General features: G+C 40.6%; 23 protein-coding genes. 5 read left to right on the top strand and 18 right to left on the bottom strand.

Translation table 11 applies throughout. The features are described from left to right. Nucleotides 1–6: 6 nt before the first annotated feature. Genes WC841_01015 through gltX form a run of 4 tightly spaced genes read right to left on the bottom strand, consistent with a single transcriptional unit; the run spans nucleotide 7 to nucleotide 3,955 of the window. Nucleotides 7–870: a CAP domain-containing protein gene (locus WC841_01015; protein MFA5827931.1), complete on the bottom strand. Its 864-nt coding sequence runs from the start codon at nucleotides 868–870 to the stop codon at nucleotides 7–9. Nucleotides 871–912: 42 nt separating this feature from the next. Continuing rightward, nucleotides 913–1,281 carry a VanZ family protein gene (locus WC841_01010; GenBank protein ID MFA5827930.1) on the bottom strand — a complete coding sequence of 123 codons (369 nt, stop codon included), beginning with the start codon at nucleotides 1,279–1,281 and terminating at the stop codon, nucleotides 913–915. Further along, nucleotides 1,271–2,488 carry a lamin tail domain-containing protein gene (locus tag WC841_01005; GenBank protein MFA5827929.1) on the bottom strand — a complete coding sequence of 406 codons (1,218 nt, stop codon included), beginning with the start codon at nucleotides 2,486–2,488 and terminating at the stop codon, nucleotides 1,271–1,273. Before WC841_01005 ends, WC841_01010 begins: the two co-directional genes overlap by 11 nt. A 21-nt stretch (nucleotides 2,489–2,509) precedes the next feature. Next, on the bottom strand, nucleotides 2,510–3,955 hold the full coding sequence (gltX, locus tag WC841_01000; GenBank protein MFA5827928.1) for a glutamate--tRNA ligase: 1,446 nt from the start codon (nucleotides 3,953–3,955) through the stop codon (nucleotides 2,510–2,512). Between the two features lie 49 nt (nucleotides 3,956–4,004). On the opposite strand from gltX, the gene WC841_00995 reads away from it, so the two are divergent. Next, complete coding sequence (locus WC841_00995; GenBank protein ID MFA5827927.1) at nucleotides 4,005–5,042, top strand: hypothetical protein; 1,038 nt, start codon at nucleotides 4,005–4,007, stop codon at nucleotides 5,040–5,042. A 7-nt stretch (nucleotides 5,043–5,049) separates the two neighbouring features. Here WC841_00995 and WC841_00990 read toward each other — a convergent pair whose 3' ends face one another. From WC841_00990 to recJ, 5 genes are all read right to left on the bottom strand, one after another. Further along, nucleotides 5,050–5,991, bottom strand: coding sequence for a serine hydrolase (locus tag WC841_00990; GenBank protein ID MFA5827926.1), 942 nt, complete (start codon nucleotides 5,989–5,991; stop codon nucleotides 5,050–5,052). Then, entirely contained in the window at nucleotides 5,981–6,460 is a 480-nt protein-coding gene (locus tag WC841_00985) for a YbaK/EbsC family protein (protein MFA5827925.1), read from the bottom strand. Before WC841_00985 ends, WC841_00990 begins: the two co-directional genes overlap by 11 nt. Before the next feature lie 2 nt (nucleotides 6,461–6,462). Then, nucleotides 6,463–8,220 carry an aspartate--tRNA ligase gene (gene aspS / locus WC841_00980; protein ID MFA5827924.1) on the bottom strand — a complete coding sequence of 586 codons (1,758 nt, stop codon included), beginning with the start codon at nucleotides 8,218–8,220 and terminating at the stop codon, nucleotides 6,463–6,465. A 297-nt stretch (nucleotides 8,221–8,517) separates the two neighbouring features. Next, nucleotides 8,518–9,297: a PIG-L family deacetylase gene (locus WC841_00975; protein ID MFA5827923.1), complete on the bottom strand. Its 780-nt coding sequence runs from the start codon at nucleotides 9,295–9,297 to the stop codon at nucleotides 8,518–8,520. A 14-nt stretch (nucleotides 9,298–9,311) separates the two neighbouring features. After that, on the bottom strand, nucleotides 9,312–11,330 hold the full coding sequence (recJ, locus tag WC841_00970) for a single-stranded-DNA-specific exonuclease RecJ (GenBank protein MFA5827922.1): 2,019 nt from the start codon (nucleotides 11,328–11,330) through the stop codon (nucleotides 9,312–9,314). Between the two features lie 123 nt (nucleotides 11,331–11,453). Between recJ and WC841_00965 the strand changes: the two genes are divergently transcribed. The 3 genes from WC841_00965 (at nucleotide 11,454) to WC841_00955 (ending at nucleotide 13,786) form a co-directional block, all read left to right on the top strand. After that, nucleotides 11,454–11,732 carry an RNA-binding protein gene (locus WC841_00965; GenBank protein MFA5827921.1) on the top strand — a complete coding sequence of 93 codons (279 nt, stop codon included), beginning with the start codon at nucleotides 11,454–11,456 and terminating at the stop codon, nucleotides 11,730–11,732. Between the two features lie 303 nt (nucleotides 11,733–12,035). Beyond that, on the top strand, nucleotides 12,036–13,391 hold the full coding sequence (locus WC841_00960) for an HD domain-containing protein (protein ID MFA5827920.1): 1,356 nt from the start codon (nucleotides 12,036–12,038) through the stop codon (nucleotides 13,389–13,391). 20 nt (nucleotides 13,392–13,411) lie between these two features. Beyond that, the gene (locus WC841_00955) at nucleotides 13,412–13,786 is read left to right on the top strand and encodes a hypothetical protein (GenBank protein MFA5827919.1); all 375 of its coding nucleotides are present in this window, start codon (nucleotides 13,412–13,414) and stop codon (nucleotides 13,784–13,786) included. A gap of 13 nt (nucleotides 13,787–13,799) precedes the next feature. Here WC841_00955 and secF read toward each other — a convergent pair whose 3' ends face one another. From secF to WC841_00925, 6 genes are all read right to left on the bottom strand, one after another. Further along, a complete protein-coding gene (gene secF / locus WC841_00950; protein ID MFA5827918.1) occupies nucleotides 13,800–14,654 on the bottom strand; it encodes a protein translocase subunit SecF in 855 nt (284 codons plus the stop codon). Between the two features lie 63 nt (nucleotides 14,655–14,717). Further along, nucleotides 14,718–16,043, bottom strand: coding sequence for a protein translocase subunit SecD (gene secD / locus WC841_00945; protein ID MFA5827917.1), 1,326 nt, complete (start codon nucleotides 16,041–16,043; stop codon nucleotides 14,718–14,720). A gap of 72 nt (nucleotides 16,044–16,115) precedes the next feature. Then, the gene (locus tag WC841_00940; protein ID MFA5827916.1) at nucleotides 16,116–16,316 is read right to left on the bottom strand and encodes a hypothetical protein; all 201 of its coding nucleotides are present in this window, start codon (nucleotides 16,314–16,316) and stop codon (nucleotides 16,116–16,118) included. Continuing rightward, nucleotides 16,317–16,910 carry a hypothetical protein gene (locus WC841_00935; protein ID MFA5827915.1) on the bottom strand — a complete coding sequence of 198 codons (594 nt, stop codon included), beginning with the start codon at nucleotides 16,908–16,910 and terminating at the stop codon, nucleotides 16,317–16,319. Beyond that, on the bottom strand, nucleotides 16,888–18,162 hold the full coding sequence (locus WC841_00930) for a DUF3048 domain-containing protein (GenBank protein MFA5827914.1): 1,275 nt from the start codon (nucleotides 18,160–18,162) through the stop codon (nucleotides 16,888–16,890). Before WC841_00930 ends, WC841_00935 begins: the two co-directional genes overlap by 23 nt. Nucleotides 18,163–18,175: 13 nt before the next feature. After that, entirely contained in the window at nucleotides 18,176–18,532 is a 357-nt protein-coding gene (locus WC841_00925; protein MFA5827913.1) for a DUF4446 family protein, read from the bottom strand. 199 nt (nucleotides 18,533–18,731) lie between these two features. Here WC841_00925 and WC841_00920 point away from each other — a divergent pair, with 199 nt between their 5' ends. Beyond that, entirely contained in the window at nucleotides 18,732–18,908 is a 177-nt protein-coding gene (locus WC841_00920) for a hypothetical protein (protein MFA5827912.1), read from the top strand. A gap of 318 nt (nucleotides 18,909–19,226) precedes the next feature. On the opposite strand, the gene WC841_00915 is transcribed toward WC841_00920, so the two are convergent. From WC841_00915 to ychF, 3 genes are all read right to left on the bottom strand, one after another. After that, nucleotides 19,227–20,201: an AI-2E family transporter gene (locus WC841_00915; GenBank protein MFA5827911.1), complete on the bottom strand. Its 975-nt coding sequence runs from the start codon at nucleotides 20,199–20,201 to the stop codon at nucleotides 19,227–19,229. Continuing rightward, nucleotides 20,198–21,136, bottom strand: coding sequence for a tRNA (adenosine(37)-N6)-dimethylallyltransferase MiaA (miaA, locus tag WC841_00910; GenBank protein ID MFA5827910.1), 939 nt, complete (start codon nucleotides 21,134–21,136; stop codon nucleotides 20,198–20,200). The genes WC841_00915 and miaA overlap by 4 nt, the downstream gene beginning before the upstream one ends. 203 nt (nucleotides 21,137–21,339) lie before the next feature. After that, a complete protein-coding gene (gene ychF, locus WC841_00905; GenBank protein MFA5827909.1) occupies nucleotides 21,340–22,410 on the bottom strand; it encodes a redox-regulated ATPase YchF in 1,071 nt (356 codons plus the stop codon). Between the last annotated feature and the right edge of the window lie 27 nt (nucleotides 22,411–22,437).

Below are 22,437 nucleotides of genomic sequence, written 5' to 3'. Positions count from 1 at the left end.
TATTTTCTAAAATATCGCCCCCTGGCGGGTAAAAAGCATTAAAAGAAAAATTATCGCCAAAAAACCAATGTGTCCGGCCGATGAGCCGGTCATGCGTTGGGTACCATTTTTTAGGGTGATTATGCCATCAATGAAAAGGACTCCGATGATAACAAAAAACATTATTCCCCCGATAATTTTACTGATTAGTAGCGGATTAGTGGGATTTGTAGCCATGGCGGGAATTACCGATTCAGCTCCGGCGATATTGTCAATAATAATTTCTTGAGGAAGGCTTTCAATAATTTGGGGTTCTTCGAGCGAAGCTTTTAACGGTGCACCAAAATGCTGCACGACTAGTGTGGTTTTAACTCCGCCAAGAACACCGTTTACTACCCCTACCCCAATTTCTTTGTATTTCGCATGGATAATATTTGCCCGATGTGTAGGAGATTTCATCCACGCTTTTAGCATAGAATCGGTATCATAGAAGTCCTTGGCTAAATTTTCTCCGGCAACTGAATATTGGTATCCCGACTCTTTGAAAAAACTCCACGGATTTTTTCCGGAGGGTGAGTTGTGCGCCCAATAATTATTCTGAAACATATCGTTTGCTTTGGCGATAGCGGATTGAGCCAGGAGCGGATTGTACCTGAGAGAAGGTAAACCGGATTTGGTGCGCATTAAATTAGTTTGGTCAATAACTTTCTGCGCGGTGATTTCCGAAGAATAACCCAGGATCCCCGGCCGAGCGATAGTGATGGATTTGATGAAAGACTGGTTTAAAAGGTAAAGGGCAATAAAAATTCCAAAAAAACCCGGTTGCAACAACAGGGCACGATGATTATTTCTTTCCTGTGGAATAATCAATAACGATAAAAATCGATTCACTAATTCAGTATAGGGGGAAATTAAACCATTGGCAACAGATTATTACTTTCGGATGAATTTAACTATCAGGGGTATTAAGTGGCGAATTAGAATGACGCCAATTGATATACCAAACAGATCGATAAATGTATCTATCAACTTACCTTCTCTGCCCGGAACATAGCTTTGGTGCAGTTCGTCGGATAGTGCATAAAAGTAGCTTATCAAAACGGATGATTTATAATTTTTAAACCCAACATAAAGGAGAGCACAAAGAATTGCGTATTCAATGAGATGAAAACTTTTTAGGATTATAAACCGCTGGTTAAATGTACCCTGAATGCCGGTAGTTTGCTGTGCCGAAAAATAAAAGATAACCATCATCCAGATCAGAGACGGTAAAAACCTGACTATTTTATATTTATTGGACACCTCGTATTTTTGACACTAGTAATGGAATCAGAAGAAACACGGCGCCAACAGAGATGAAGATAACCGGAATTATCCCCCTTTTTGATTTTGAGTCTTGAGGGGGAGAAATTGTAGGAGACAAACCCTTGGCATCTGAAAGACCAAGGATGTTTACAGAATCGGGAATAGCTTCGGGAGTATCGGTGGGGAGAGGCCCCGGGGTAGGTTCTTCGAAGGACTCGGTGGGGGTGGGCTCAACGGTTGGGGTGGGAACCAAAGTCGGGGTGGGAGAGGGGACAAATTTGGTGATGGTAATGTATTTTATTTCGCTCTCGGTCTCGGGATCTCTGATTTTTACTTTTACTTTGTAATTTCCGATTTCTTTGTCGGTTTTGGACCGGACAAACAATAAGTTGCTGATATATCCATCGTTATTGGATCGAAATTTCGGGAGGTTATCCCAGGCTGAATTGAAACCATACCAGGAAGACCCGTTTTGAGTTTCAAGACAATAGTTGTCGTCATTGATACCGCCATAGGCTTTTATGTAAAAATCTGTATTTGGCTTTGCATGGTTAACAATAAATCTTATTGTAAAGGTACTTCCCAATGAGGCGGAGGAGGAAATGTTGTCGATCGTAATGTGTATCGGCCCTGAAGTAGGGGTGGGGGTGCTGGTTGTGGATGGTGCAGGTGTGGGAGTGAGTGTAGTAGTTATTGTCGGTGTGGATGTTGGCGTAGGAGCATTGGATGGTGTAGGTGTAGAAGACGGAACGATGACAGTTGTGGGGGTGGGGGTTGAAGTGGGAGTAAAACAACTATTGTTAGAATTATCCTTTGATGGAGTAGCTTGACACCAATTACCATTAGGCTGTTTTGACCAATTCAGCTCAGAATTACTGGTACTGTATGTAAAAATATCTACCTGACTTCCAAGATTATTGATTAAACGGGCAGAATCACCCCCGTTGTTTAAGTAGCCGTTACCAAGATCAATGATGTAATAACTAAGTGCCTGAATATTTATTGATGATAAATCTTTGGGGCTTTCCCCATCGGATTCTATGTCGTCAAATTTCCAGCCGTTTAGCATGACGGCAGAATCAGAGGCGTTGTATATTTCTACCCATTCAGGATTGGTTACAGGAGAAATTTCAGAAATTGATACTTGGGCGTGGGCAATTTTGGGAACAAGAAACAGACATATGACAAATAAAAATATGATCACTATTTTTATATTACTATGGATTTACTTTTCTAGCTTAGCCAAAGCAAGGTTGATCTTGCGGAGGGTATTTTCCTTACCTAAAATCGGCAGACAATCAACAACCGGAGGCGTGAAAACAACACCACATATAGCAACCCGAAAAACCATGAAGAATTGACCGGTGTTCCAATTGTTGGTTTTAATCAGATTCATAAGTTTTTCCTGTATTACAGAGAATTCGAATAATTCGACCTGAGACAGTAAATTTTTGGCTTCGGTTAGCATGGAGACAGCCAAATCTTTACTAAGACCTCTTTGCATTAGGAGAGCCGGCTCGTATTTTATATCTTCAAAAAGAAATTTGGTTTGATCAACAAGATCTTTAAGCTTTACAATTCTTTCTTTTAAAATCGGAATTAAAGCAGTGATGATATTATCGTTGGCTTGGGGTAAAAATTTTTTAAAAAGTCGGGATAATTCTTCATTTGACTTTTTCCGGAGGTATATACCATTAAAGTAATCTAGTTTTTTACGGTCAAAAATCGCCGCCTTTTTGTGAAGATGGCTAATACTAAATTCGGAAACAAATTCCTGAAGGGTGAACAGTTCACGGTCGGTGCCGGGATTCCAGCCCAATAGCATTAAAAAATTTAACATAGCTTCCGGCAGATACCCCTCGTCAATAAATTGCTGAGCAAAAACTGAGCCGTAACGCTTGCTCATTTTACCGGGATGTGTCGGATCCAGAAGAACTGTAAGGTGAGCAATAAGAGGCACATCCCATCCAAAATATCGATAAAGGATAATGTGCTTTGGGGTTGAAGAAATCCATTCGTCGGAGCGGATGATATGACTAATTTCCATGAGGTGATCATCGACTACAACAGCAAAATGATAAGTAGGGATACCGTTACTCTTGATCAGGACCTGATCGTCTAGGTCATTGGTATTGAATTTAATTTCACCATGGATTAGGTCGTTAAAAACAATAGTTTCGTTGTCGGGAATTCTTAGACGTATGACATATTCCTGACCGTTTTCGATTTTTTGGTTGATTTCGTCAGGAGTCAGGGCGAGACAGTGACGATCGTATTTGGGAATTTTTTTGGCGGCTTTTTGAAGCGTGCGCATTTCATCAAGTCTTTCCGGGGTACAGAAGCAATGGTAGGCAAGCTTTTTGAGCAAAAGCTCCTGAATATATTTTTGATAAATTGCCAGACGCTCGGTTTGGACATAAGGACCAAAAGGTCCCCCGACATCAGGACCTTCGTCGTAAATCAAACCATAGTCTCTAAAAACCTTTAAAGTTCTTTCGGCGGCACCCCTGACTAATCTTTTTTGATCTGTATCTTCGATGCGTAAAATAAATTGGCCTTCATTTTGTTTGGCAAGGGCATAAGCATAGAGACCGGTACGCAGGGTGCCAATGTGGATATCCCCCGTGGGACTGGGCGCCATTCTGGTTCGGATAACTTTTGCATCTGCCATAAAAGTATTCTATCATCAAAATATACCGACTTTAATGTAAAATTATTCTATGTCATCGTTAACGCACACCGCCCACTATTCAAGAAATATTATCAAGTATGGTGGGGTTTTTGTGGTAGGATTGGTGCTATTGTGGACTGGGACAGCAGCGGCGATAAAAGCATATCAATTGGCTCATCCGCCCAAAATTGCTCCAGAAGCAAAATATGGTCTCCTAAAAAAAATTATTTTTCCCGAGAAACAATATCAAAAAAAAGTTTTTAGTTTTGAGTTTTCCAATGATTCCCCGCCGGTTTTTGAGGACAAAATGAAGGTGTATTTTATATATCGGTCTAATAACGTAATATTAAATTTGGAAAAAGACAGGAGGGTGGCCCAAGCTTTTGGTTTTGTGGAAAAAGAAAAAGAGATAAGCCCCGGGATCTACGAATTTTCTAATAGTACGACGAATCAGGTACTGACAATGAATGTTTTGGACTCCAGTTTTAAACTTGAATATCCTTATCAATCCGACCAACTGCTTTTGAGCCCTGAAAGTCTGCCTAATAAAACCAGTGCAATACAAATTGCAAAAAGTTACTTATCAACAGCTGATAAATTGTCTACCGAGATCGAGCAAGGAGAACAAAGAGTTACTTATTGGAAAATATCTTATGACGGTCTTCAGGCGGTAAATTCACAATCTGATGCCAATGCGGTAAGAGTTGATTTTTCCAGAAAAAAATTAGATGAGTATGAAATAATCCCCTCTAACTTGGGCAGTCCACCAATTTCTGTGCTGATTTCTGGTTCATCTGTAAACAGTAAAAAAGTAATCGGAGTGAATTATAAGATGGTAAATATAGACAGAGAATCATATTCTACCTATCCGATCAAGACAACCAGGGAAGCAATGGCCGATCTTGAAGCCGGAAACTACTGGCCTATATCTGACATAAGCGGAAATAATGTATCTATTAAGAGGGTTTATCTGGCTTATTATGAACCATTTACGTTGGCACAGTATTTACAACCGATTTTTGTTTTTGAAGGAAACAATAATTTTGTCGGATACGTACCAGCAATAATCGATGGATGGATAGAATAAATTAATTTTAAAACAGGTAGTCATTCCAGACCACGTTTTCTTTTGCCCAGTCAACAATTTTTTGGGTATCGGAAAATCGGTCTGTACTGTTGGCAACAACACTTATCAAATAATGACCGTTTCGATTTATCAACCCAACAAAACTACCACCTGCTTCCGGAGTCCAACCGGTTTTTAGGCCTTCTATTTCGGGCGAAAGACCCAAAAGTTCGTTGGTTGAAATTAGTTCGTGTTTTATACTGCCGCTAATGTCGGTGACAGTAATTGCCTTGTTCCTGACTACTTCCCTGATAACCGGATTTTTGATAGAAATACGGCCGATTTGGGCCAAATCATAAACACTAGAATAATTTTCCGGGTCATCAATACCATCGTAATTAGCAAAGTGAGTATTTTTAAGACCGTATTTACTGACGATTAAGTTCATCTGATTAACAAAGCCGCCTACCCCTGCCTGATGGTGATTGGCAAGACTATAGGCGGCATCGTTTGCCGAATATACCAGAAGAGCTGTAACTAAAGACTTTACTGTAATTTTTTCTTCCGGTACCAGATTCATGACTTTGCCAACATCATATTTTTCTTTTATGGTGATTAATTCGTCCAGCGGATATATGTTGAGAGCGGTAAGGGCGGTTGCCAGCTTGGTGGTTGAGGCCGGAAAAATCTTTTGGTCAGGGTTTTTGGAAATAAGGGTGGTATTTGTATTATTATCTATCAAAATAAAACTGGTGGCTGTCAGAGAAATATCGGACGGGGCGGACACTATCGGAATTTGCGGGTGTTGGTATCGGTCAAGTTTTGATATGGCTTGAGTGTTTACGGCATGAATTTTTGACCAGCGAAGCCGCCAACGTAGTAATACTGACAGGCACAGCAGATTGACGACGATGAGGGCTAATATGATAGGAAAAAAAAGATGTTTTGGTGGCGTAATTTTAGATAGCATAGGTACCGATTTTTGGGGTGGTTAATTTTTTCCAATCGGCTGATTTCATAATAACTGACCGGGAAAGCGATCCGGCATTAAAAGCAATTTCCTCGATCAAGAGGAAACCTTCGTCAACATAAACAGGAACTCCAAAAAGATTACCAAACGGAGGAACTGCCCCGATATCAACCTGACTGACTTGTTTTACTTCTTCGGGGGTGGCCATGCGAAGATCTTTGACTTCAAACTGCTTTTTGAAAGCGGCGTTGTCTAACTTTTTGGCGGCTGATAAAACTATGAGAACCGGGTTGTTGTCGGCAAACATGAGTAAGGCCTTGGCACCTTGTTTGAGTTTTGTTCCCCGGGCAGCAGCGGATTCAACCGATGTTTTTGTCTCTCTATGAGAAATTTCTCTAAAATTAACTGATTTTTCTTTGAGATAACTTATTAGTTTGTCGTAAAGAGAAATTTGGGGAACCGTGTTCATTTTTAAACGCTAGGTTTTAATATTAACCCAACATCGTCAAGTTGTTTTTTGTCTACCTCACCCGGAGCATTCATTAAAAGATCAATCCCGTTGGAATTTAGAGGAAAGGCGTAAACATCGCGAATGTTTGATTCGTCTAGTAAAATCATCAATAACCGGTCGAGGCCGATTGCCCAACCGCCATGCGGAGGGGCTCCATAATGAAAAGCGTTGTACATGCCTCCAAATTTCCTCAATATTTCCTCTCTACCATAACCGATTTTTTCAAAAGCTTTTATCAGAGTTTCCGGTTCATGATTGCGGATTGAACCAGAGGCGAGTTCAAAGCCGTTTAGGGTTAAATCGTACTGGTACGATTCTATTTCCAGAGGTGGCATTGTATCAAGTGCCTGCCTTCCGCCTTTTGGCATTGAGAATGGGTTGTGGCCAAAATCGAGTTTCCCTTCGCCGTTTATTTCGTAAAAAGGGAATCCTGTAACCCAGGCAAACGATAAAATATTTGGATCTTTTAGACCCAGGATATCTCCCAAATGATTTCTTAATGAACCTAATACCTTGTTGGCAACTGATAACTCGTCGGCAATAAAAAGAATTAAATCCCCCGACTTTGCCGCAAGATTGGTAATTAGCTCTTTTTGTAAATCTTGACTAAAAAATCTGGAGACACCAATATCTAAACTTGATTCGGTAACTTTGGCATAGGCCAGGCCTTTGGCACCTTTTTCTTTGGCTAGGAGTTCCAACTTTTCAATTTGGGTTTTTGAGAATCCCCCACCACCGTCGGCCACTATACATTTGATTACGCTAGCGTTGTTAAAAACACTAAATTCACTCTTTCCTTTCAGTAATTTCGTAACATCTTTTAATTCCAATCCAAATCTGGTGTCCGGTTTATCGCTGCCATATTTTTCCATAGCCTGTTTGTAAGTGATCCTGGGGAAAGGGCAAGAAGCGATTTTTTTATCAGGGGCAACTACTGCGTAGGTGTCTTTCATTAGTCTTTCGGCAACATCGAAAATCTCATCTATGGTGGGGAAGCTCATTTCGATATCTATTTGGTAAAAAACACCAGCATGACGGTCAGCCCTGGGATCTTCGTCCCGTGCACATGGGGCGATTTGGAAATATCGATCAACACCTGCCACCATGAGTAACTGTTTAAATTGCTGTGGTGCTTGGGGCAAAACGAAAAATTTACCTTTGTGAATTCGTGAGGGGACCAAAAAATCCCGGGCTCCTTCGGGGGAGGTGCTAGTTAATAACGGAGTAATTACTTCGGTAAAACCGTTTTTATCCATCCAATTTCTTATCGCCAAGATATACTTGTGCTTTTTCTGGATTATTCGGCTTAATCTTGGTCTTCTTAAATCAAGAAATCTGTATTTTAACCTGACGGATTCATCAATGTCCACTCCCTCCGTGTCGAGTGGAAAAGGTACAACTTCGCTTTTGGTTAGGACGCTAATTTTTTCACATTTAATTTCGATATTTCCCGTTTCTGAGTTTTTGTTAATAACTTTTTGATCTCTGGTTTTGACTTCACCTTCTATCTCTACGACCCATTCTTTTCCTAAATCGGTTGCTAGTTTATGATTTTCTGGTGATTCTTCCCTGTTTACGACAACTTGTGCAATACCAGTCCAGTCCCGAAGGTCAATAAAAATCAATTGCCCATGGTCTCTGATGTTACTGATCCAACCTTTTAATAGGACTTTTTCACCGACTTTTTTCAGACATTCTTTTATATATGACCTTTTCATAATTTTTTTTGTTTATTAATAATATAAAAAAATCCCGCATTTGCGGGACTTGAAAATTCTTTGGCCATTCTCGTGCTCCGCAAATACGACACACTTATTCCCATTTTACGGTTGGATTTCCGGAGGGTTCTAATAAGTGATTAGCTTTTCTTCCCTCGGCTTGTCCGGTGTTGGTCGGACTCAAGCGCCTCTGGGAGTATTTTACTGTAAAAAATAATAAAGTTAAATGGTCTGTTAGTATCAAAAAGTTTTATTTGATCAGAGAGAGTTTTTTGACGAAATAGTATTTTGAATCGTTTATTTCTTGTTTGCTGAAGTGACGAAGTAATATTCGAAAAGCTGAGTGGAAACAACAAACCACAAAGGAATTAACTTGGGGAGAGGGTTTCTGAACGACTGTTTTTGGCTGTTATGACTCAATATCGATTTTATTTTGTAAATAAAATTTAAGCCTATGAAAAATTTATGGGTGGGCAAGGACCGCTTTGTTTTAAAACTTAAGTCTTTTGCCATATGTTCCGGTAGCCTTGCCATTTGAATCACTTTTTGCGGTCTGGTGGTATACCACAGATCGATTTTGGGGAAATTATTGTGGAGTAATTTAGTGACGATTTCGGATACTACCATGTGATCTTCGTGACCGTAGAGACCCGATAGGTCGTATGTTATTACTAAATCCGGTTTTACGCGGTCTATTAATTTATGTAAATATTTGGACAAAAATAATTTCTTTTGGGCAAGTTTTCCATCACCAAAATCTTTGTGTATTAATTTGGTAACGCTTAAGTTTTCGGCTGATTTTAACATTTCCTCGCGCCTTATTATTTTTAACTGCTCACAAAGATGGCCATCGGTAGTACCGCGTTCACCCCGAGTCAATATTGCCAGGGAAACGAAGCCGTAATGTATGGCCACATGTTTTATTAGCCCGCCAACACTAATTTCGTCGTCAGGATGAGGAAAGACAAATAAAATTCGCTTTGCTTTAACAGAAATTGATGGCACGGAAAAATCGTTTAGGACGATAAAGCCTATTAGCCAAGAAACAATAATTATTAATACCAAAACAAATATCATGGTTTGATTTTATACTACGGCGCTATAGTGGATATTAATCTGACTTCAATGGCGACAACACCAAATTCTTTTTCCTGTTTTGGGGTATAAAATTTTTGATATATTTTTATACCTTTGGCGATTGAATCGACATTTGGTAAGATTTCTTTAAGCGGTTCTTTTGACAGCATCTCTCTAAAAGATAAGTAGTTTGTAACTTTTAAGACAATAACTTCGAGGTGGTCTGTTTCTTCGTTGTTGCTAACAACAATATGGTCGCCGGGTTTAATACGAGCATATTTCTCTTTTTTGAGCCTGCCTTCGATGGTTTTTTGGCCGTTATTGAGGAAACTGAAATATGGCTCGGTACGATGACTATGATAAATTTTAAACTTAGGGTCGAGAATTATCTCCTTAATAATTAACTGAGGGGTGGTGATGTTATTCCAGGTATTTAGAGAGAGGGAGGCAATAATGTCAACCTTGTTTCCGATTTCTAGCTGCTTACCAAGATGACCTTTTTTGAATGCTATTGCGTCGGTAGCGATATTTTCTTTCTTGGTGGTACCCGGGTCATCGAGTTTTAGTTTTAGGTGGTTGTTGGAGCTACCTATTGTTTGCTTCTCGGAGATAGTGACACCTTTGAATAAAAATAACGGTTCAGAATTGCCAATTCCAAAAGGTTCAAGTAAGGTAATAGCTTTTATATTTTCCTGTTTAACCGCCGATAACTTCATTTCGGCGTCAACTTGGATTGAGGGTTGAAGATTAATACCTGATAAAGTTTTGTTAATGATTTTGGTTAACTTTGTTTGTAAAGTTTTGATCTTTGAACTGCGGATGGTGAAGCCGGCGGCAAGGGTATGACCGCCATAGTCTAGAAAAATGTTACTTAGCTTGGACAACATTTCAATGATGTTTAATTCCGGGATAGAACGGCAGGAACCTTTTGAGATATCTTGCCCAACACTAATGACAATTGAGGGCAGGTAATATTTTTCAGTTAACCTACCGGCGATCAGACCAATTACCCCCGGGTGAAAATCGGGATTAGCGGCAAAAATCAGCTTATCTTTTGAGGGGAGGAAGTGTTTTTCGGCTGAGTCCATATGTTCCTGTTGGAGCTCCTGGCGATCTTTGTTAAAACCATCCAAAACATGGGCATATTTTGATGCCATTTGGGAATTGGTACTGCAGAGCAGGCGGAGAGCATCGGTGGGGTTTGCCAGGCGACCTATTGCATTTATACGGGGTCCGAGAAGGTAACCCAATTCAAAGGCCGAGACTATGTTTTGTTTAACACCACTTATCTCGACTAGTTTTTTAATCCCGAAAGATGGACTGGTATTGATGGCTTTGAGCCCATGGACGACAAAACTCCGATTAATCCCAACTAGGGGTAAACAATCAGCAACAGTGCCGAGGGCAACAAGACCCAGATCGGCGCAAGGTTCAAACTCGCGGGCGAGAAGGTACGAGAGACCGCAACCGGATACTTTGACAGAATGGATTAGGGAATAACAGTCAGGTAATTCCGACGGGGCGACATGGTGATCGGTGATTATCAGATCAATCTTTTTTGGTAGCAATTTATCAAATTCTTTTTTGGCGGAAATTCCATTATCCACGGCAATCAGGAGGTCAAATATAACATTTTTTTCTTTTTCAAATCTAAGAAGAGAGTTGGCTTTGAAACCATAGCCATCTTTTTCCCGATCGGGAATAAAAGGGATAACTTTGGCGCCGAGTTTGCTAAGAGTTTGCCAAAGAACGGCAGTGGCGGTGATACCATCGACGTCGTAATCGCCATAAATAATAATATTTTGCTGATTTTTTATCGCATGCTTAATTCTGGCGACGGCTTTGGTTAGGTTATTCTGCGAAATTCCAATATCATGGGACAAAAATAAAGAAGGGACGGGGGGGTGAAGAAAATCATTTAGGTTTTCCTTTTTAACGTGACGGTTTTTCAGAAGAAGCGTGACTAATTCCTGGCGGCTAGTATGACCGTCAATGATTTGTTTTGAACTTAATATTATCTTTGATTGTGGCATGGAATATACAATTTTACACTCAATTTGTTATAATTAACCCGGTTGTGTTGGCAAGCCAGCCCGCGCAGCTAAGGAGTTATTTCCTTGTTAATAATAAAAGTAAAAGGAGTATTGAAAAATACCATGGCAAAAAAATTATTTGTGGGGAATCTATCTTTCACGATAACTGAAGATCAGCTAAATGCGATCTTTGCCCCATTTGGCAACATAGTATCTGCTACCGTTGTCAAAGATAAATTTTCCGGCAGAAGCAAAGGATTCGGTTTTGTCGAATTCGAAACCGAAGACGATGCGCAAAAAGCAATGCAAGCTCTCGACGGGACTGATCAGGATGGCCGCAACATTGCGGTTAAAGAGGCTTTACCTCGACCCGAGAGACCTGCTGATAATCCTCAAGCCTAATTATTGAGAGTAACTTAAACCCCCCTGAATTTATCAAAGGGGGGTTTTTGGTGAAACCCATCCACAATCAAAATCACCCCCTAACCCCCTCTTTGACGAAAGAGGGGGAAAATATAATTCGTCATCGCGAGGGTGGTGCGAAGTGTACGTGGCGATCTCCTCCCAGAGGTGAATAGGCCTTAAGATTGCTTCGTCGCAAGCTCCTCCCTCCATAGGAGGGCAGGCGCAATGACGGCAGGCAAGCTTAATCCCTCCTTTGAAGAAAGGAGGGACAAAAGTATAACTTTTAGGATAAAATACGGTATGGATTTGGAAATTCCTCTTAAGGTTAAGAAAATCATTAATAAATTTTTAGATAACGGCGCTGAGATTTATATAGTCGGCGGAGCTGTTAGAGATTTAATGTTGGGAAGAGAGGTCAAGGATTGGGACTTTACAACTAACTTGACCCCGGATGAAATGAGTAGATTGTTTCCAAAAAATGGTTTTTGCAACAATGTTTTTGGTACTTTTTCTGTGGTCGGAAAAGATAAGGAGATTTTTGAAGTCACAACTTTTAGAACTGAACGTGGTTATTCTGATGCACGACATCCGGACGAAATAAAATGGGGAAAAACTCTGGAGGAAGATTTGCAAAGAAGGGATTTTACGATAAATGCCATGGCAATTCAATTAAATCCCTCTAAATCTCCCTTTGACAAGGGAGACTTAAAAATTATTGATATGTATGGGGGGCAGGAGGATTTAAAAAATCGGTTGGTCAGGGCTGTCGGGAATCCGGATGAAAGATTCGCGGAAGATGCCCTCAGGATGATGCGGGCGGTTAGAATTGCTTCACAAATCGGATTTATCATCGAGGAGAGTACTTTTCAGTCAATACAAAAAAATGCTCTGTTGATTAATAAAATCGCCGGAGAAAGGATAAGAGATGAATTATTTAAAATTCTTTTGTCGGGCAAGCCGTCTGATGGAATAAGGTTATTGAATAATACTGGTATTTTGAAAGTAATAATTCCGGAGTTAATCGAGGGGATTGATTTTTCTCAAAAGGGCCACCACGTTGACGACGTCTGGAACCATAATTTGAAGACTTTAGACCAATGCCAGAGCATTAATCCGATTACCCGACTGGCGTGTCTCCTGCATGATGTGGGGAAGCCTGGGGCGGCTAAAGGACATGGGGAAGCTCGGACATTTCACAACCACGAGGTAGTCGGATCAAGAATGGCGGTACGGATTGGGAAAAGATTGAGGCTGTCGAACGACGAGCTGGATTTGTTGTTCCGGTTGGTAAGATGGCACATGTTTACGGTGGAGGAAACGCAAACTGACAAGGCCGTAAGAAGATTTATCAGAAACGTAACTGTCCCCTTTATCGATGAAATGATTGCGATGAGAAGGGCAGATAGGATTGGGGGTGGGGCAAAGGAGACAAGCTGGAGATGGGAGCTATTTAAAGAAAGAATTGTTGAGGTCCAAAAACAACCTTTTTCTGTAAAGGATCTAAAGGTTGACGGTAATGATGTGATGGAAATATTGGGAATTAGGCCAGGGCCAGAGGTAGGTAAGGTGTTACTTTCGATATTTACGAGGGTTGAGAAGAAACCGGAACTAAATGAACGGAATATATTGCTTAATTTTATTAGAGAATGTCAGTAATTGTGTTATAATTATTACGTATGGCACACGTGTTAGAAATACTGGCTGGCAGATTTAGAGAACTTGATACTTTTGAAGTTGTGAGTAGGGCAAGTATTAATATAAATCATGGGAGTATAGGCATAAACAGGATTGGATTATATGATCTGTCGGAAGCCATGACTGTGGGTCTGGAGGGGAATGTGCCCATAGTTGGATTTGGTAGAAATTTTCAGGGAATAGCTCTTAATGGTAGCGGTAGTCCAATCGACAGCGAATTGATTTATAGAGGGATTCACTTGGCACCGGGAGACAGGGTTGATTTTATCCCTACTTCTCCCGGGATATCGGTGTTAAATAACCAAGAATTGGTGGTTCGAGTTCTAAGTCCGGATAAAGAATGGAAAGTGAAATAACCAAAGTGTAAGATTACTTTTTTCTTTTCCAAAACAGAACCAGGGGGATGGCGACTGCAGTGGAGGAGTAGGTACCGCAAATAACTCCGATCAGAAGTGCGATAGAAAACCAACGAGTGGTAGAACCGCCAAGAACAACCAGTGACAAAAGCATAAAAATGATAGTCATGGAATTGTTGATGGAGCGAACAATAACTTCGGAAACAGCCCGATTGGCTAGGTCTACCCAGTCAAGTTTGTAGTTTTGGCGTTTTAACTCACGGATACGGTCAAAAGTTACTACCGTATCGTGAACCGAAGCAGACAAAGTGGTTAAAAGAGCGGTTACAAACAGGGAATCGAGCTCAGCCCCAAAAAAATGACCTAATAGGGAAAAGCTACCAATCAGGATAAAACTATCATGAAGCATGGCCAGAATGGCGGATATCCCAAATGAAAAATCATTAAAACGACGACCGATGAAAATAAATAAAGCTAAACAGGAGAGTATAATGGCGACAATTGTTTTTTGAAGTAGTTCTTTGCCCAAGACGGGGCCCAATGTTTCAAATCTCAAATCAGTAACGTCTTTGTCGATGTTTTGAATGGCTTGAGATAATACGATCTTTTTTTCCTGGTCAATATTTGAAAATTTTATGAGATACGAATCACCGGATTTGGTGATGGAATTTATTGAAAGATCATTTGACTTAAAGATCTCTTCTATTTTTGACTGGTCGGTAATGTTTGGAGTCCTTATCTCCCAGATAGTACCCCCGGCAAAATCAATGGAGGCTTTGAAACCCCACTTAACAATGGAAAATATGGACAATCCAATAAGCAGGGCGGAAATTAAATAAAAAATCGGGCGGAATTTCATGATATTCATAGGATAGCCTGAAAGTTTAAAAGTCTAAAAGTCGAAAGTTTAAAAGTATGAAAGTTAATAAGATTATTTGTTGTCATTTCTTTTGGCAAGAACACGTAATAAATTTCTGGTTATAAACACACCGGTGAACATGGAGATGAAAATGCCTAGAATTAAAGTGACGGCAAAACCCCTAACCATACCAGAGGTGTTGAGAAAACTCCAATTAAAAGGGTTGAAAAGAATTAGACCGGTTATAATGGTACAGGTATTGGCGTCTTTTATGGAATCCCAGGCCCGGCCGAAACCTAATTCCATGGCGGTGTTAAACGATTTGCCGCGGCGAGTTTCTTCTTTTATTCTTTCAAAAATTAAAATATTGCTATCGACGGCCATACCGACACTTAAGATAAAACCGACAACCCCCGGAAATGACAGGGTAATTGGTATCAAGCGATAGAGACTAAGTGTCAATAAACCATAGATTATCAGACTAAGGTCGGCAATAAACCCTAAATAACCATAGTTCCCAATCATAAACAAGGAGACAATAATTAATCCGACAATACCGGCTCTGATACCCTTGTCGATTGATTCCTTGCCGAGAGTAGCACCAATTTTGGTTTGCTGAATAAGTGTTATCGGTGCGGGGAGTGCTCCTGCATTTAACTGGGCAGATAAGGCTTTGGCGGACTTAATGTCGAAACTGCCGCTGATGACAGCACGACCGTCAGAAATAATAGTTTGGACGGTGGGAAAGGTAATCGGATATTCGTCGAGAAATATGGCAATTCTTTTGTTCAGATAATCTTTCGTGGCCTTTTCAAAAAGCTTGGCACCTTCGCCGTTAAATTCCAGGGCTACTTCCGGCTCGGAGTTGGTGGAATTGATTTCGACTGATGATCGGACCAGATGGGAACCGTTTAAGCCGGTGTCTTTTGAAAAGACGTCATAAAAAGTGGCGGTAGCGGTCGCTTCCGGGGCGATTTCATTTTCTCCCATAAATATGAGTTGCGCAGTTTGGCCGATTAAACTTATAGCTTCGTCAACGTTTTCGATACCAGGCAGATCAACGGTAAGACGATTGTTGCCCCCTTTTGATGATATCTGAATGTTGGCTTCGCTCAAACCGAATAAATTAACTCTTCTTTCGATGTTTCCCTTGAGCGATTCGAGGGCCTGAGCAATTTCTTCTTTTTTGATTTTTGTGGTGTCGATGTCGAAAATCAGCGAGGCACCACCGGCCAGATCGAGACCATATCTTAGGTCAATATTCTTTTTAATATTTATGCTGCCAAGTTTAAAATTTAGCTCGGGCCGATAAAAGGTATGTTCCCAGTTGATACGACCGAGGTGGATATTTACCGGAAGCGACGAGGGCATGTTTAGGAATAAACAGATAAATGTCATGCCGACAATTGTCCAAAAAATTTTTATTGTTCGATTAGTGTTATTTCTCATGGGAATTTGACTTGCTTGTTTTTAATCTTTTGCTCTTGTTTTGTCAATCAGGGAAAGTTGTCGAGGGTGGCCGGAAAAGACGAATGTAATTGATGACTTACTTTTGTTGATTTTGGCTAAAGCCGGGTCTCCTTCTTTGATCCCAAAATCTTTTATTGTCCCGGAAGGGATCGTAATGGCTAGGCTATTTCCGGTTTTAATGACTTTTCTTAGTTTAGCCATTTATGTATTGATTACGTCTTGTGGGCTACCAATGATGACAGCCGGACAATTTAGAAAAAAGTCGATCAAAAAAGGATCTCTTTTTTGTTTTCTCATCTGGAATTCAGCTTTGCTCATCACCATATAGTTAATTTCCTGATGGTGTTCTGATTCTACTGCTTTGATATGTTCTTCTATTTCTCTTATAGAAATATCACCAATGACAATAAGGTCGATGTCGTCGGGTTTTTTTTCTTCCCGGGAAATAAACTTGTAGCTATAAAGCAGTAGTTTTATCGAGCCGGATTTTGGTGATCTTTCAGAAAGATTTCGACCGAGACCGGAATTTTTGGAAGCAATTACCAATAGGTCAAGATAAAGTGGACAATTGGGATTAGCCCAATAAAAGAGTCTGTTACCACGCCATTCGAAAAGTACGATACCGGCTGACTTTAGATTTTCTAGCTCACGTCGTACCGAATTTATTTCTTCTTCTGACAAACGAACCAATTGGCGGACGTAAAAAATTTCTTTTGGTGAACAAAAAAAAATATTTAGAAGTTTAAGCCTGGTTTGAGAGACAAAGAGACGTTTAAGGCTGTTGTGGACCTTCATAATTTACTTTGGAATTTAACGGTAATATTTCTACCCATATCTGGCCGGGGATTAAGTTGATTTCCTTACCGGTTTTATCTTTGAAAGTGGTTCTCGAACTACGGCTGACTTTTGACCAAACCAACTCGGTAACATTACCGTTTTGAAAAAGATATCCGGTCCCGGTACCGATTACTGCATATAGATTGTGAGCGTGTTCATCGATAGAGCGGGTTTCCTTGACATGCTGAACGATAATATTTTTCGCCCTTAGGGGTTCTTCAATATTAAAGTCGATGTGAACTTTTCCACCATTTTCCCGCAGATATGAATTAGTGTTCTTGTCATACTTCCAGACAACTGAGTAGTCTTTTTCGCTTGACCAGAAGTCGAAGGCAATTTGGCCGGCAGATGGGGAGGCGGAGGCCTCGTCTTTTTGAGTAAAAGACCACTGCTTATAATTTTTGTTCCATGAAGTATTGTTGATAGTGGTTTTATCGGTTAATCCCCTACTGGCGGCAACATTCCATAATTCAGTAGTCGAACAATACATTGAATGTTCGGTGGCGACTACCTGGCCGGTACGGTCCGGTTCACGGCGACATGCTTTGTAAGAAAGGGAAAACTGACTTAAATCACTCCATGTCCCTTTGTTGTTCCAGCCATAATCGGAAATTTGTTCAATAGCTAACGCTTTTTTATTTGTGGTACAGGGTCCGGCCTGGCGTCCAGTTGCCGGATCAATAGGAGCACTGCAATTGGCCCCGCCGACATGAGCGTAAAGAGGATAATCAGAAAATTCGGAGGCCAAATCCAGGTAGTAAGTTCTGGCTGATCGAACGGGGCCGATATCATATTTACTTCCAGCACCTCTAACAGCATTACAATAATATACGCCCATGAATCTGGTGATTCCTCCTTCGGCAACCGCCTCATAAACTATATCGGCGTTCTGAAGCCCGGATTGCGGCCGAGAATCCACATGATTTTCAATCATGACCATAAGAGGTCTTCGAGTCGACCAGATATCCTTTTCTTCTTTGGTAAACTTTTCTCCGTTTAGAGGGCAGATTTCTGTTTTGGGACCGGAAAAAACAATATAGCCAGTTTTTTTGCCGCTAACGGGAGTTGGCGTAATGGAATTGTCGGGAGTATCGTTTCTTATTGTTGATATATTCGTCGGCAGGAAGGAGGAAAATAAAAAATAAGATATACCGAAAATTATGAGACCCATCCCCGAATAAAATGATAGTTTGAGTAGTTTTGAACTCATCTTTGGTTAATTTTCAATAATTATTAATGGTTTTGACAACCGCCATTTTTTCTTCTTTAGAGAGAGTAGTATTGTATCCTTCTCCGTTTTTTATGGCCTTTGCGTATGTTCGCGTAACATCGCGACTGTGCAATGAAGTAATAATAACACCAGAATTTGTGTTGTCCAACATGACAAGAATAAAACTCTGATCTCCTCCCAAATCTTCGAATGGATTAAATCGTATTAAATTTATTTTGGTCCCGACCGGAGGAACAATAGAGCCGGCAACATTCACGGTTTTGGTGCTATTTTTTTTATAAATAATGAACGTTAGATACGCTAGCCAGAGAAAGTTAATTGAAATGATGATAAACAAACCTGTTGACATGCCTGACTAATTGTAGCAGAATTGTTGTGCTATACTGGCGTTTAGGTATGAATCAAACTCAAAATGAGATTATGTTTTTGAAAAAGGATTTGGTGAAGAGTTTTGTCTTGAGTCTGTTGTCTATCGGCGCAATCATAGTTTTGTACTACATTGATCTTGGACGTTAAATATTTATTAAATTCGCAGGAGGTGAAAGAAGATGCCAACTATTAAATTTTATTCCGTCAAATCGAGAAAATCAGTCGAAGTTGACGTAAGCAAGGTAAAGAAGGTAATGCTTAAAAACGGTAGACCAGCTGCTGAAGCAGTTGATCCGGAAACCGGAACAAAGATGTTTAAGATTCTTTCTGCTGCTGATGCGGCTTTGCTTCAGTAGTGTTTGAGTGTAAAATAAACTAACTCCGGAGAAACTGAGGGGTTTGGCTCCCGCAACAGCGGGGGCAGGAAAGTCCGAACCACAAAAAACACAGAACCCGAAGATTAGGGTTTGGCGTAAGCTAAAGGCAATGCTATAGAGACGAGGACGTCTTCTGTGCCGAAAGGTTGCAGTCGACTGAGGTGGAACGAGCATCCTTCTGGTGGAAATCTTAAATTGGGGCGTTTGTACCTTGTTTTTGGGAGCTCCAGGTAAAGAGACTAGATTGATAACCCATAAACAGAAATCGGCTTAACAGTTTGTCCGGAGTTTTTGGTTTTATTGTTTGTCGCGTAGGACTTTGAAGATAACGTCGATGGTCAGATAGATGGGCACAGCCAGGATAGCCCCCATAACCCCACCAAGTTTCGCTCCGGTTGCCAAAAGGAAGATGGTGGCCAATGGGTTAAGTCCGATTTGTGTTTTCATGACTTTAGGTACAATAAAGTTATTCTCTGTTTGCTGTACGATTATCCCCCAGACAATGGCGAGGAGGGCAGTAAGCGGAGAGATGGTCAGACCTACGATGGCGGAAAGAGCGGTAGAGACAATTGGGCCGATATTTGGAACAATCTCCAAAAAACCAGCAATAATTGCCAAGGGTAGGGCAAAATTCAGACCAAGAATCAGATATCCTACATAGGACATTACTCCGATGATAACCATCAGGATGATTTCAGCATTTACCCATGATCCCAGTCTTGACTCTAAATCAACCAATATTTTCTTGACTTTTGCCTTGTTTTTTTCTCCAAAATATTTCGCAGTATAATCGTCAAAATTTTCCCTTTCAAGTAACAAGTAAAAGGTGATAACCATGGTTAGGAATAGAGAAAAGATATTGGAAAATACGGAAACTATTGCCTTGGCAATATCGCCAGGTAAACTCTCAAGAATTTTGAATTGGTTAGAAATGTCTGCAGCTGAAGCGCCAAACAGAGAGGTGTTTCTGATAATATCGGGAAGAGCGGCCGCCAAACTGGCCGTCTGTTCGACCAACGCCGGTAAGACCCCCGCTACCACCACAGCAACCAGAGCAAGGATAAAAAAGTATACTAATATAATGGCTAATATTCGGGATATTTTATATTTTTGCAAATGATTTATGGTTGGGTTTAGAGCTTCCATAAAGATAAAACAGATAACCAAAAGGATTATTATGTCTCGTAGGTACCATGCCAGGATGGCGCCAAGGGCGATGACCAGAACGTAAAGAATGGTTTTGAGGGAAATTTCTACACGATGTGATTTCATGACTTATTGTACCATTTGGAGGCGATGTTGATGATTTGTTTTTGGCTAGTTTGGGTAATATCGATAAAGTAGATGTTGGGTTGTTTTTTGAACCAGGTTTTTTGGCGACGAACATACTTGCGCTCATCGGATTGCCATTGGGTGATGCATTGGGCAAGATTTTTGCCAGATTTTAGCGGAGCAAATTCTTTGTAGGCCAGGGTGTTTAGCCCGGGATCAGTCCATTTGTACTTTTTCAATAGAGTTTCGATTTCTTCTAACAGACCGTTTTTTAGTCTGTCCCCTACTCGTTTTATAATTTTTTCGAATATAAATGAATTTGGGGCGGTAAGGGAAAGATGCAAGAAATCAAAACCCACCCCCGTCCCCTCCCTTGAAAAAGGAGGGGAGACTCCGATAACGTCATTGCGAGGAGAGAAACGACGAAGCAATCTTATTTCAATCTTGCGGATTAAACGGTGGGGGTTGGAGCAGTCGGAATTATTTAAAAGTCTAAAAGTCTTAAAGTCGGAAAGTCTTAAAGTTAATTGCAATAATTTTAAAGGAAATATATTTAAAAAAAATCTTAGGAAATTGTTGGGTTTTATAGAAAATGTTTCTTTGTAATTGACAATCGAATCAATGTATAGGCCGGTACCCCCAACAACTATTGGTAATTTACCACGAGAGTGGATATCCTTTATTTTTTCCAAAGCTAACCGCCGATATTGAGCGACGGAATATGATTCGTTTGGCTTGATAATGTCTATGAGATGAATAACCGTGTCTTTGTGATGATCTTTGCCGGTACCAATATCCAAGCCCCGATAAATTTGCCGGGAATCGGCTGAAATTAATTCTCCGTTAAATTTTTTGGCCAAAATACAGGCAAGAGAGGTTTTTCCCGTGGCGGTTGGGCCGGAGATGATCAAAATTTTGTTAAAAATATTCGGCATGAGCGAAATCAATTTCACCATCGGGTAAAATCCTAACAGGCCTTCTAACTTTTATACCGTTTTCTGTTGGCCAAAATACGGCTGCGCCCCTAATTGGTATTAGACCACTTTCCATCCTCTGTTTTACGACAGTTTTTATCTGATCAAGAGAATTAAATCCGTCTCCGTATGGATGAAGATTTTCTGTATTAGTAATATTTAATTTAAACATTAAAACGAAACTCAACTACATCGTCGGGGTGCATAATGTATTCTTTGCCCTCGTGGCGGAGCTTGCCGGCATCTTTGGCACCCTGCCAGCCACCGTATTTTACAAAATCATCAAAAGATACAATTTCGGCCATAATAAAGCCCCTTTCAAAATCGGTATGGATGGCACCGGCGGCCTGAGGGGCGGAAGCGCCTTGGTAAATTGTCCACGCCCGAGCTTCTTTGATACCCGCAGTGTAGTATGACTGGAGGCCAAGAGTCTCGTATGCTTTTTGGATAACTCTCTCGAGGCCTGATTTTTTGACTCCCAATTCCAAAAGATAGTTTTCGCGATCTTCCGGGGATAGCTCTGAAAGCTCGAATTCTATTTTGGCAGAAATCGGGATGACACTTTGGTAATCGGTAATTGGTAACCGGTAATTGGTAATGCTTTTATATATGTTTTCGTTGACATTGGCAACAATAAAATATGGCTTGGCGGTTAGGAGGAAAAATTCTTTCAATATGTCTTTTTCTTTATCGCTTAAGGCTAAATTAACGGCCAGTAGTCCTTTTTCCAATTCGGATTTGATTTTTTGGGCTAGAGTAAATTTTTTACTATTTTTTTCAATTGCATTATTTTTGTTTTGATCAATGTATTTATCGATTGTCTCGAGATCTTTGATAATCAGCTCGGTACAAATTACTTCAAAATCTCCCTGAGGATCAACTGAACCTTCACGGATAATATTTGGGTCGGAAAAGTTTCGAACGACGTGGCAAATAGCTTCGCATTCACGGATATTGGTTAAAAATTTATTCCCCAACCCTTCACCGTTGCCGGCGCCCTTGACCAATCCGGCAATATCAACGAATTCAACGGCGGCGGGAACAATTTTGTCGGTTTTTACAATTTGCGCAAGTACCGACAATTTGTCGTCGGGCACAGCCACCACCCCAACATTGGGATCGATGGTGCAAAAGGGATAATTACTGGCATCGGCGACTTGTTTCCCCAGAAGGGCGTTAAAAAGGGTTGACTTCCCAACATTTGGCAGGCCGACGATGCCGATGGATAATTTCATATAACACGATTATACTGTAAACATCTT

This window comes from Candidatus Shapirobacteria bacterium (assembly GCA_041659325.1).
Taxonomy (GTDB): domain Bacteria; phylum Patescibacteriota; class Microgenomatia; order UBA12405; family UBA12405; genus JBAZYN01.
The sequence above is the reverse complement of the archived record's forward strand: the minus strand, read 5'-3'. Positions and strand labels throughout refer to the sequence as shown.

What these genes read in the sequence shown, in the direction of transcription:
- gltX (MFA5827928.1), bottom strand. Translation starts at nt 3,955, where the DNA reads ATGGCAGATGCAAAAGTTATCCGAACCAGAATGGCGCCCAGTCCCACG.
- WC841_00995 (MFA5827927.1), top strand. Translation starts at nt 4,005, where the DNA reads ATGTCATCGTTAACGCACACCGCCCACTATTCAAGAAATATTATCAAG.
- WC841_00990 (MFA5827926.1), bottom strand. Translation starts at nt 5,991, where the DNA reads ATGCTATCTAAAATTACGCCACCAAAACATCTTTTTTTTCCTATCATA.
- WC841_00985 (MFA5827925.1), bottom strand. Translation starts at nt 6,460, where the DNA reads ATGAACACGGTTCCCCAAATTTCTCTTTACGACAAACTAATAAGTTAT.
- aspS (MFA5827924.1), bottom strand. Translation starts at nt 8,220, where the DNA reads ATGAAAAGGTCATATATAAAAGAATGTCTGAAAAAAGTCGGTGAAAAA.
- WC841_00975 (MFA5827923.1), bottom strand. Translation starts at nt 9,297, where the DNA reads ATGATATTTGTTTTGGTATTAATAATTATTGTTTCTTGGCTAATAGGC.
- recJ (MFA5827922.1), bottom strand. Translation starts at nt 11,330, where the DNA reads ATGCCACAATCAAAGATAATATTAAGTTCAAAACAAATCATTGACGGT.
- WC841_00965 (MFA5827921.1), top strand. Translation starts at nt 11,454, where the DNA reads ATGGCAAAAAAATTATTTGTGGGGAATCTATCTTTCACGATAACTGAA.
- WC841_00960 (MFA5827920.1), top strand. Translation starts at nt 12,036, where the DNA reads ATGGATTTGGAAATTCCTCTTAAGGTTAAGAAAATCATTAATAAATTT.
- WC841_00955 (MFA5827919.1), top strand. Translation starts at nt 13,412, where the DNA reads ATGGCACACGTGTTAGAAATACTGGCTGGCAGATTTAGAGAACTTGAT.
- secF (MFA5827918.1), bottom strand. Translation starts at nt 14,654, where the DNA reads ATGAATATCATGAAATTCCGCCCGATTTTTTATTTAATTTCCGCCCTG.
- secD (MFA5827917.1), bottom strand. Translation starts at nt 16,043, where the DNA reads ATGACATTTATCTGTTTATTCCTAAACATGCCCTCGTCGCTTCCGGTA.
- WC841_00940 (MFA5827916.1), bottom strand. Translation starts at nt 16,316, where the DNA reads ATGGCTAAACTAAGAAAAGTCATTAAAACCGGAAATAGCCTAGCCATT.
- WC841_00935 (MFA5827915.1), bottom strand. Translation starts at nt 16,910, where the DNA reads ATGAAGGTCCACAACAGCCTTAAACGTCTCTTTGTCTCTCAAACCAGG.
- WC841_00930 (MFA5827914.1), bottom strand. Translation starts at nt 18,162, where the DNA reads ATGAGTTCAAAACTACTCAAACTATCATTTTATTCGGGGATGGGTCTC.
- WC841_00925 (MFA5827913.1), bottom strand. Translation starts at nt 18,532, where the DNA reads ATGTCAACAGGTTTGTTTATCATCATTTCAATTAACTTTCTCTGGCTA.
- WC841_00920 (MFA5827912.1), top strand. Translation starts at nt 18,732, where the DNA reads ATGCCAACTATTAAATTTTATTCCGTCAAATCGAGAAAATCAGTCGAA.
- WC841_00915 (MFA5827911.1), bottom strand. Translation starts at nt 20,201, where the DNA reads ATGAAATCACATCGTGTAGAAATTTCCCTCAAAACCATTCTTTACGTT.
- miaA (MFA5827910.1), bottom strand. Translation starts at nt 21,136, where the DNA reads ATGCCGAATATTTTTAACAAAATTTTGATCATCTCCGGCCCAACCGCC.
- ychF (MFA5827909.1), bottom strand. Translation starts at nt 22,410, where the DNA reads ATGAAATTATCCATCGGCATCGTCGGCCTGCCAAATGTTGGGAAGTCA.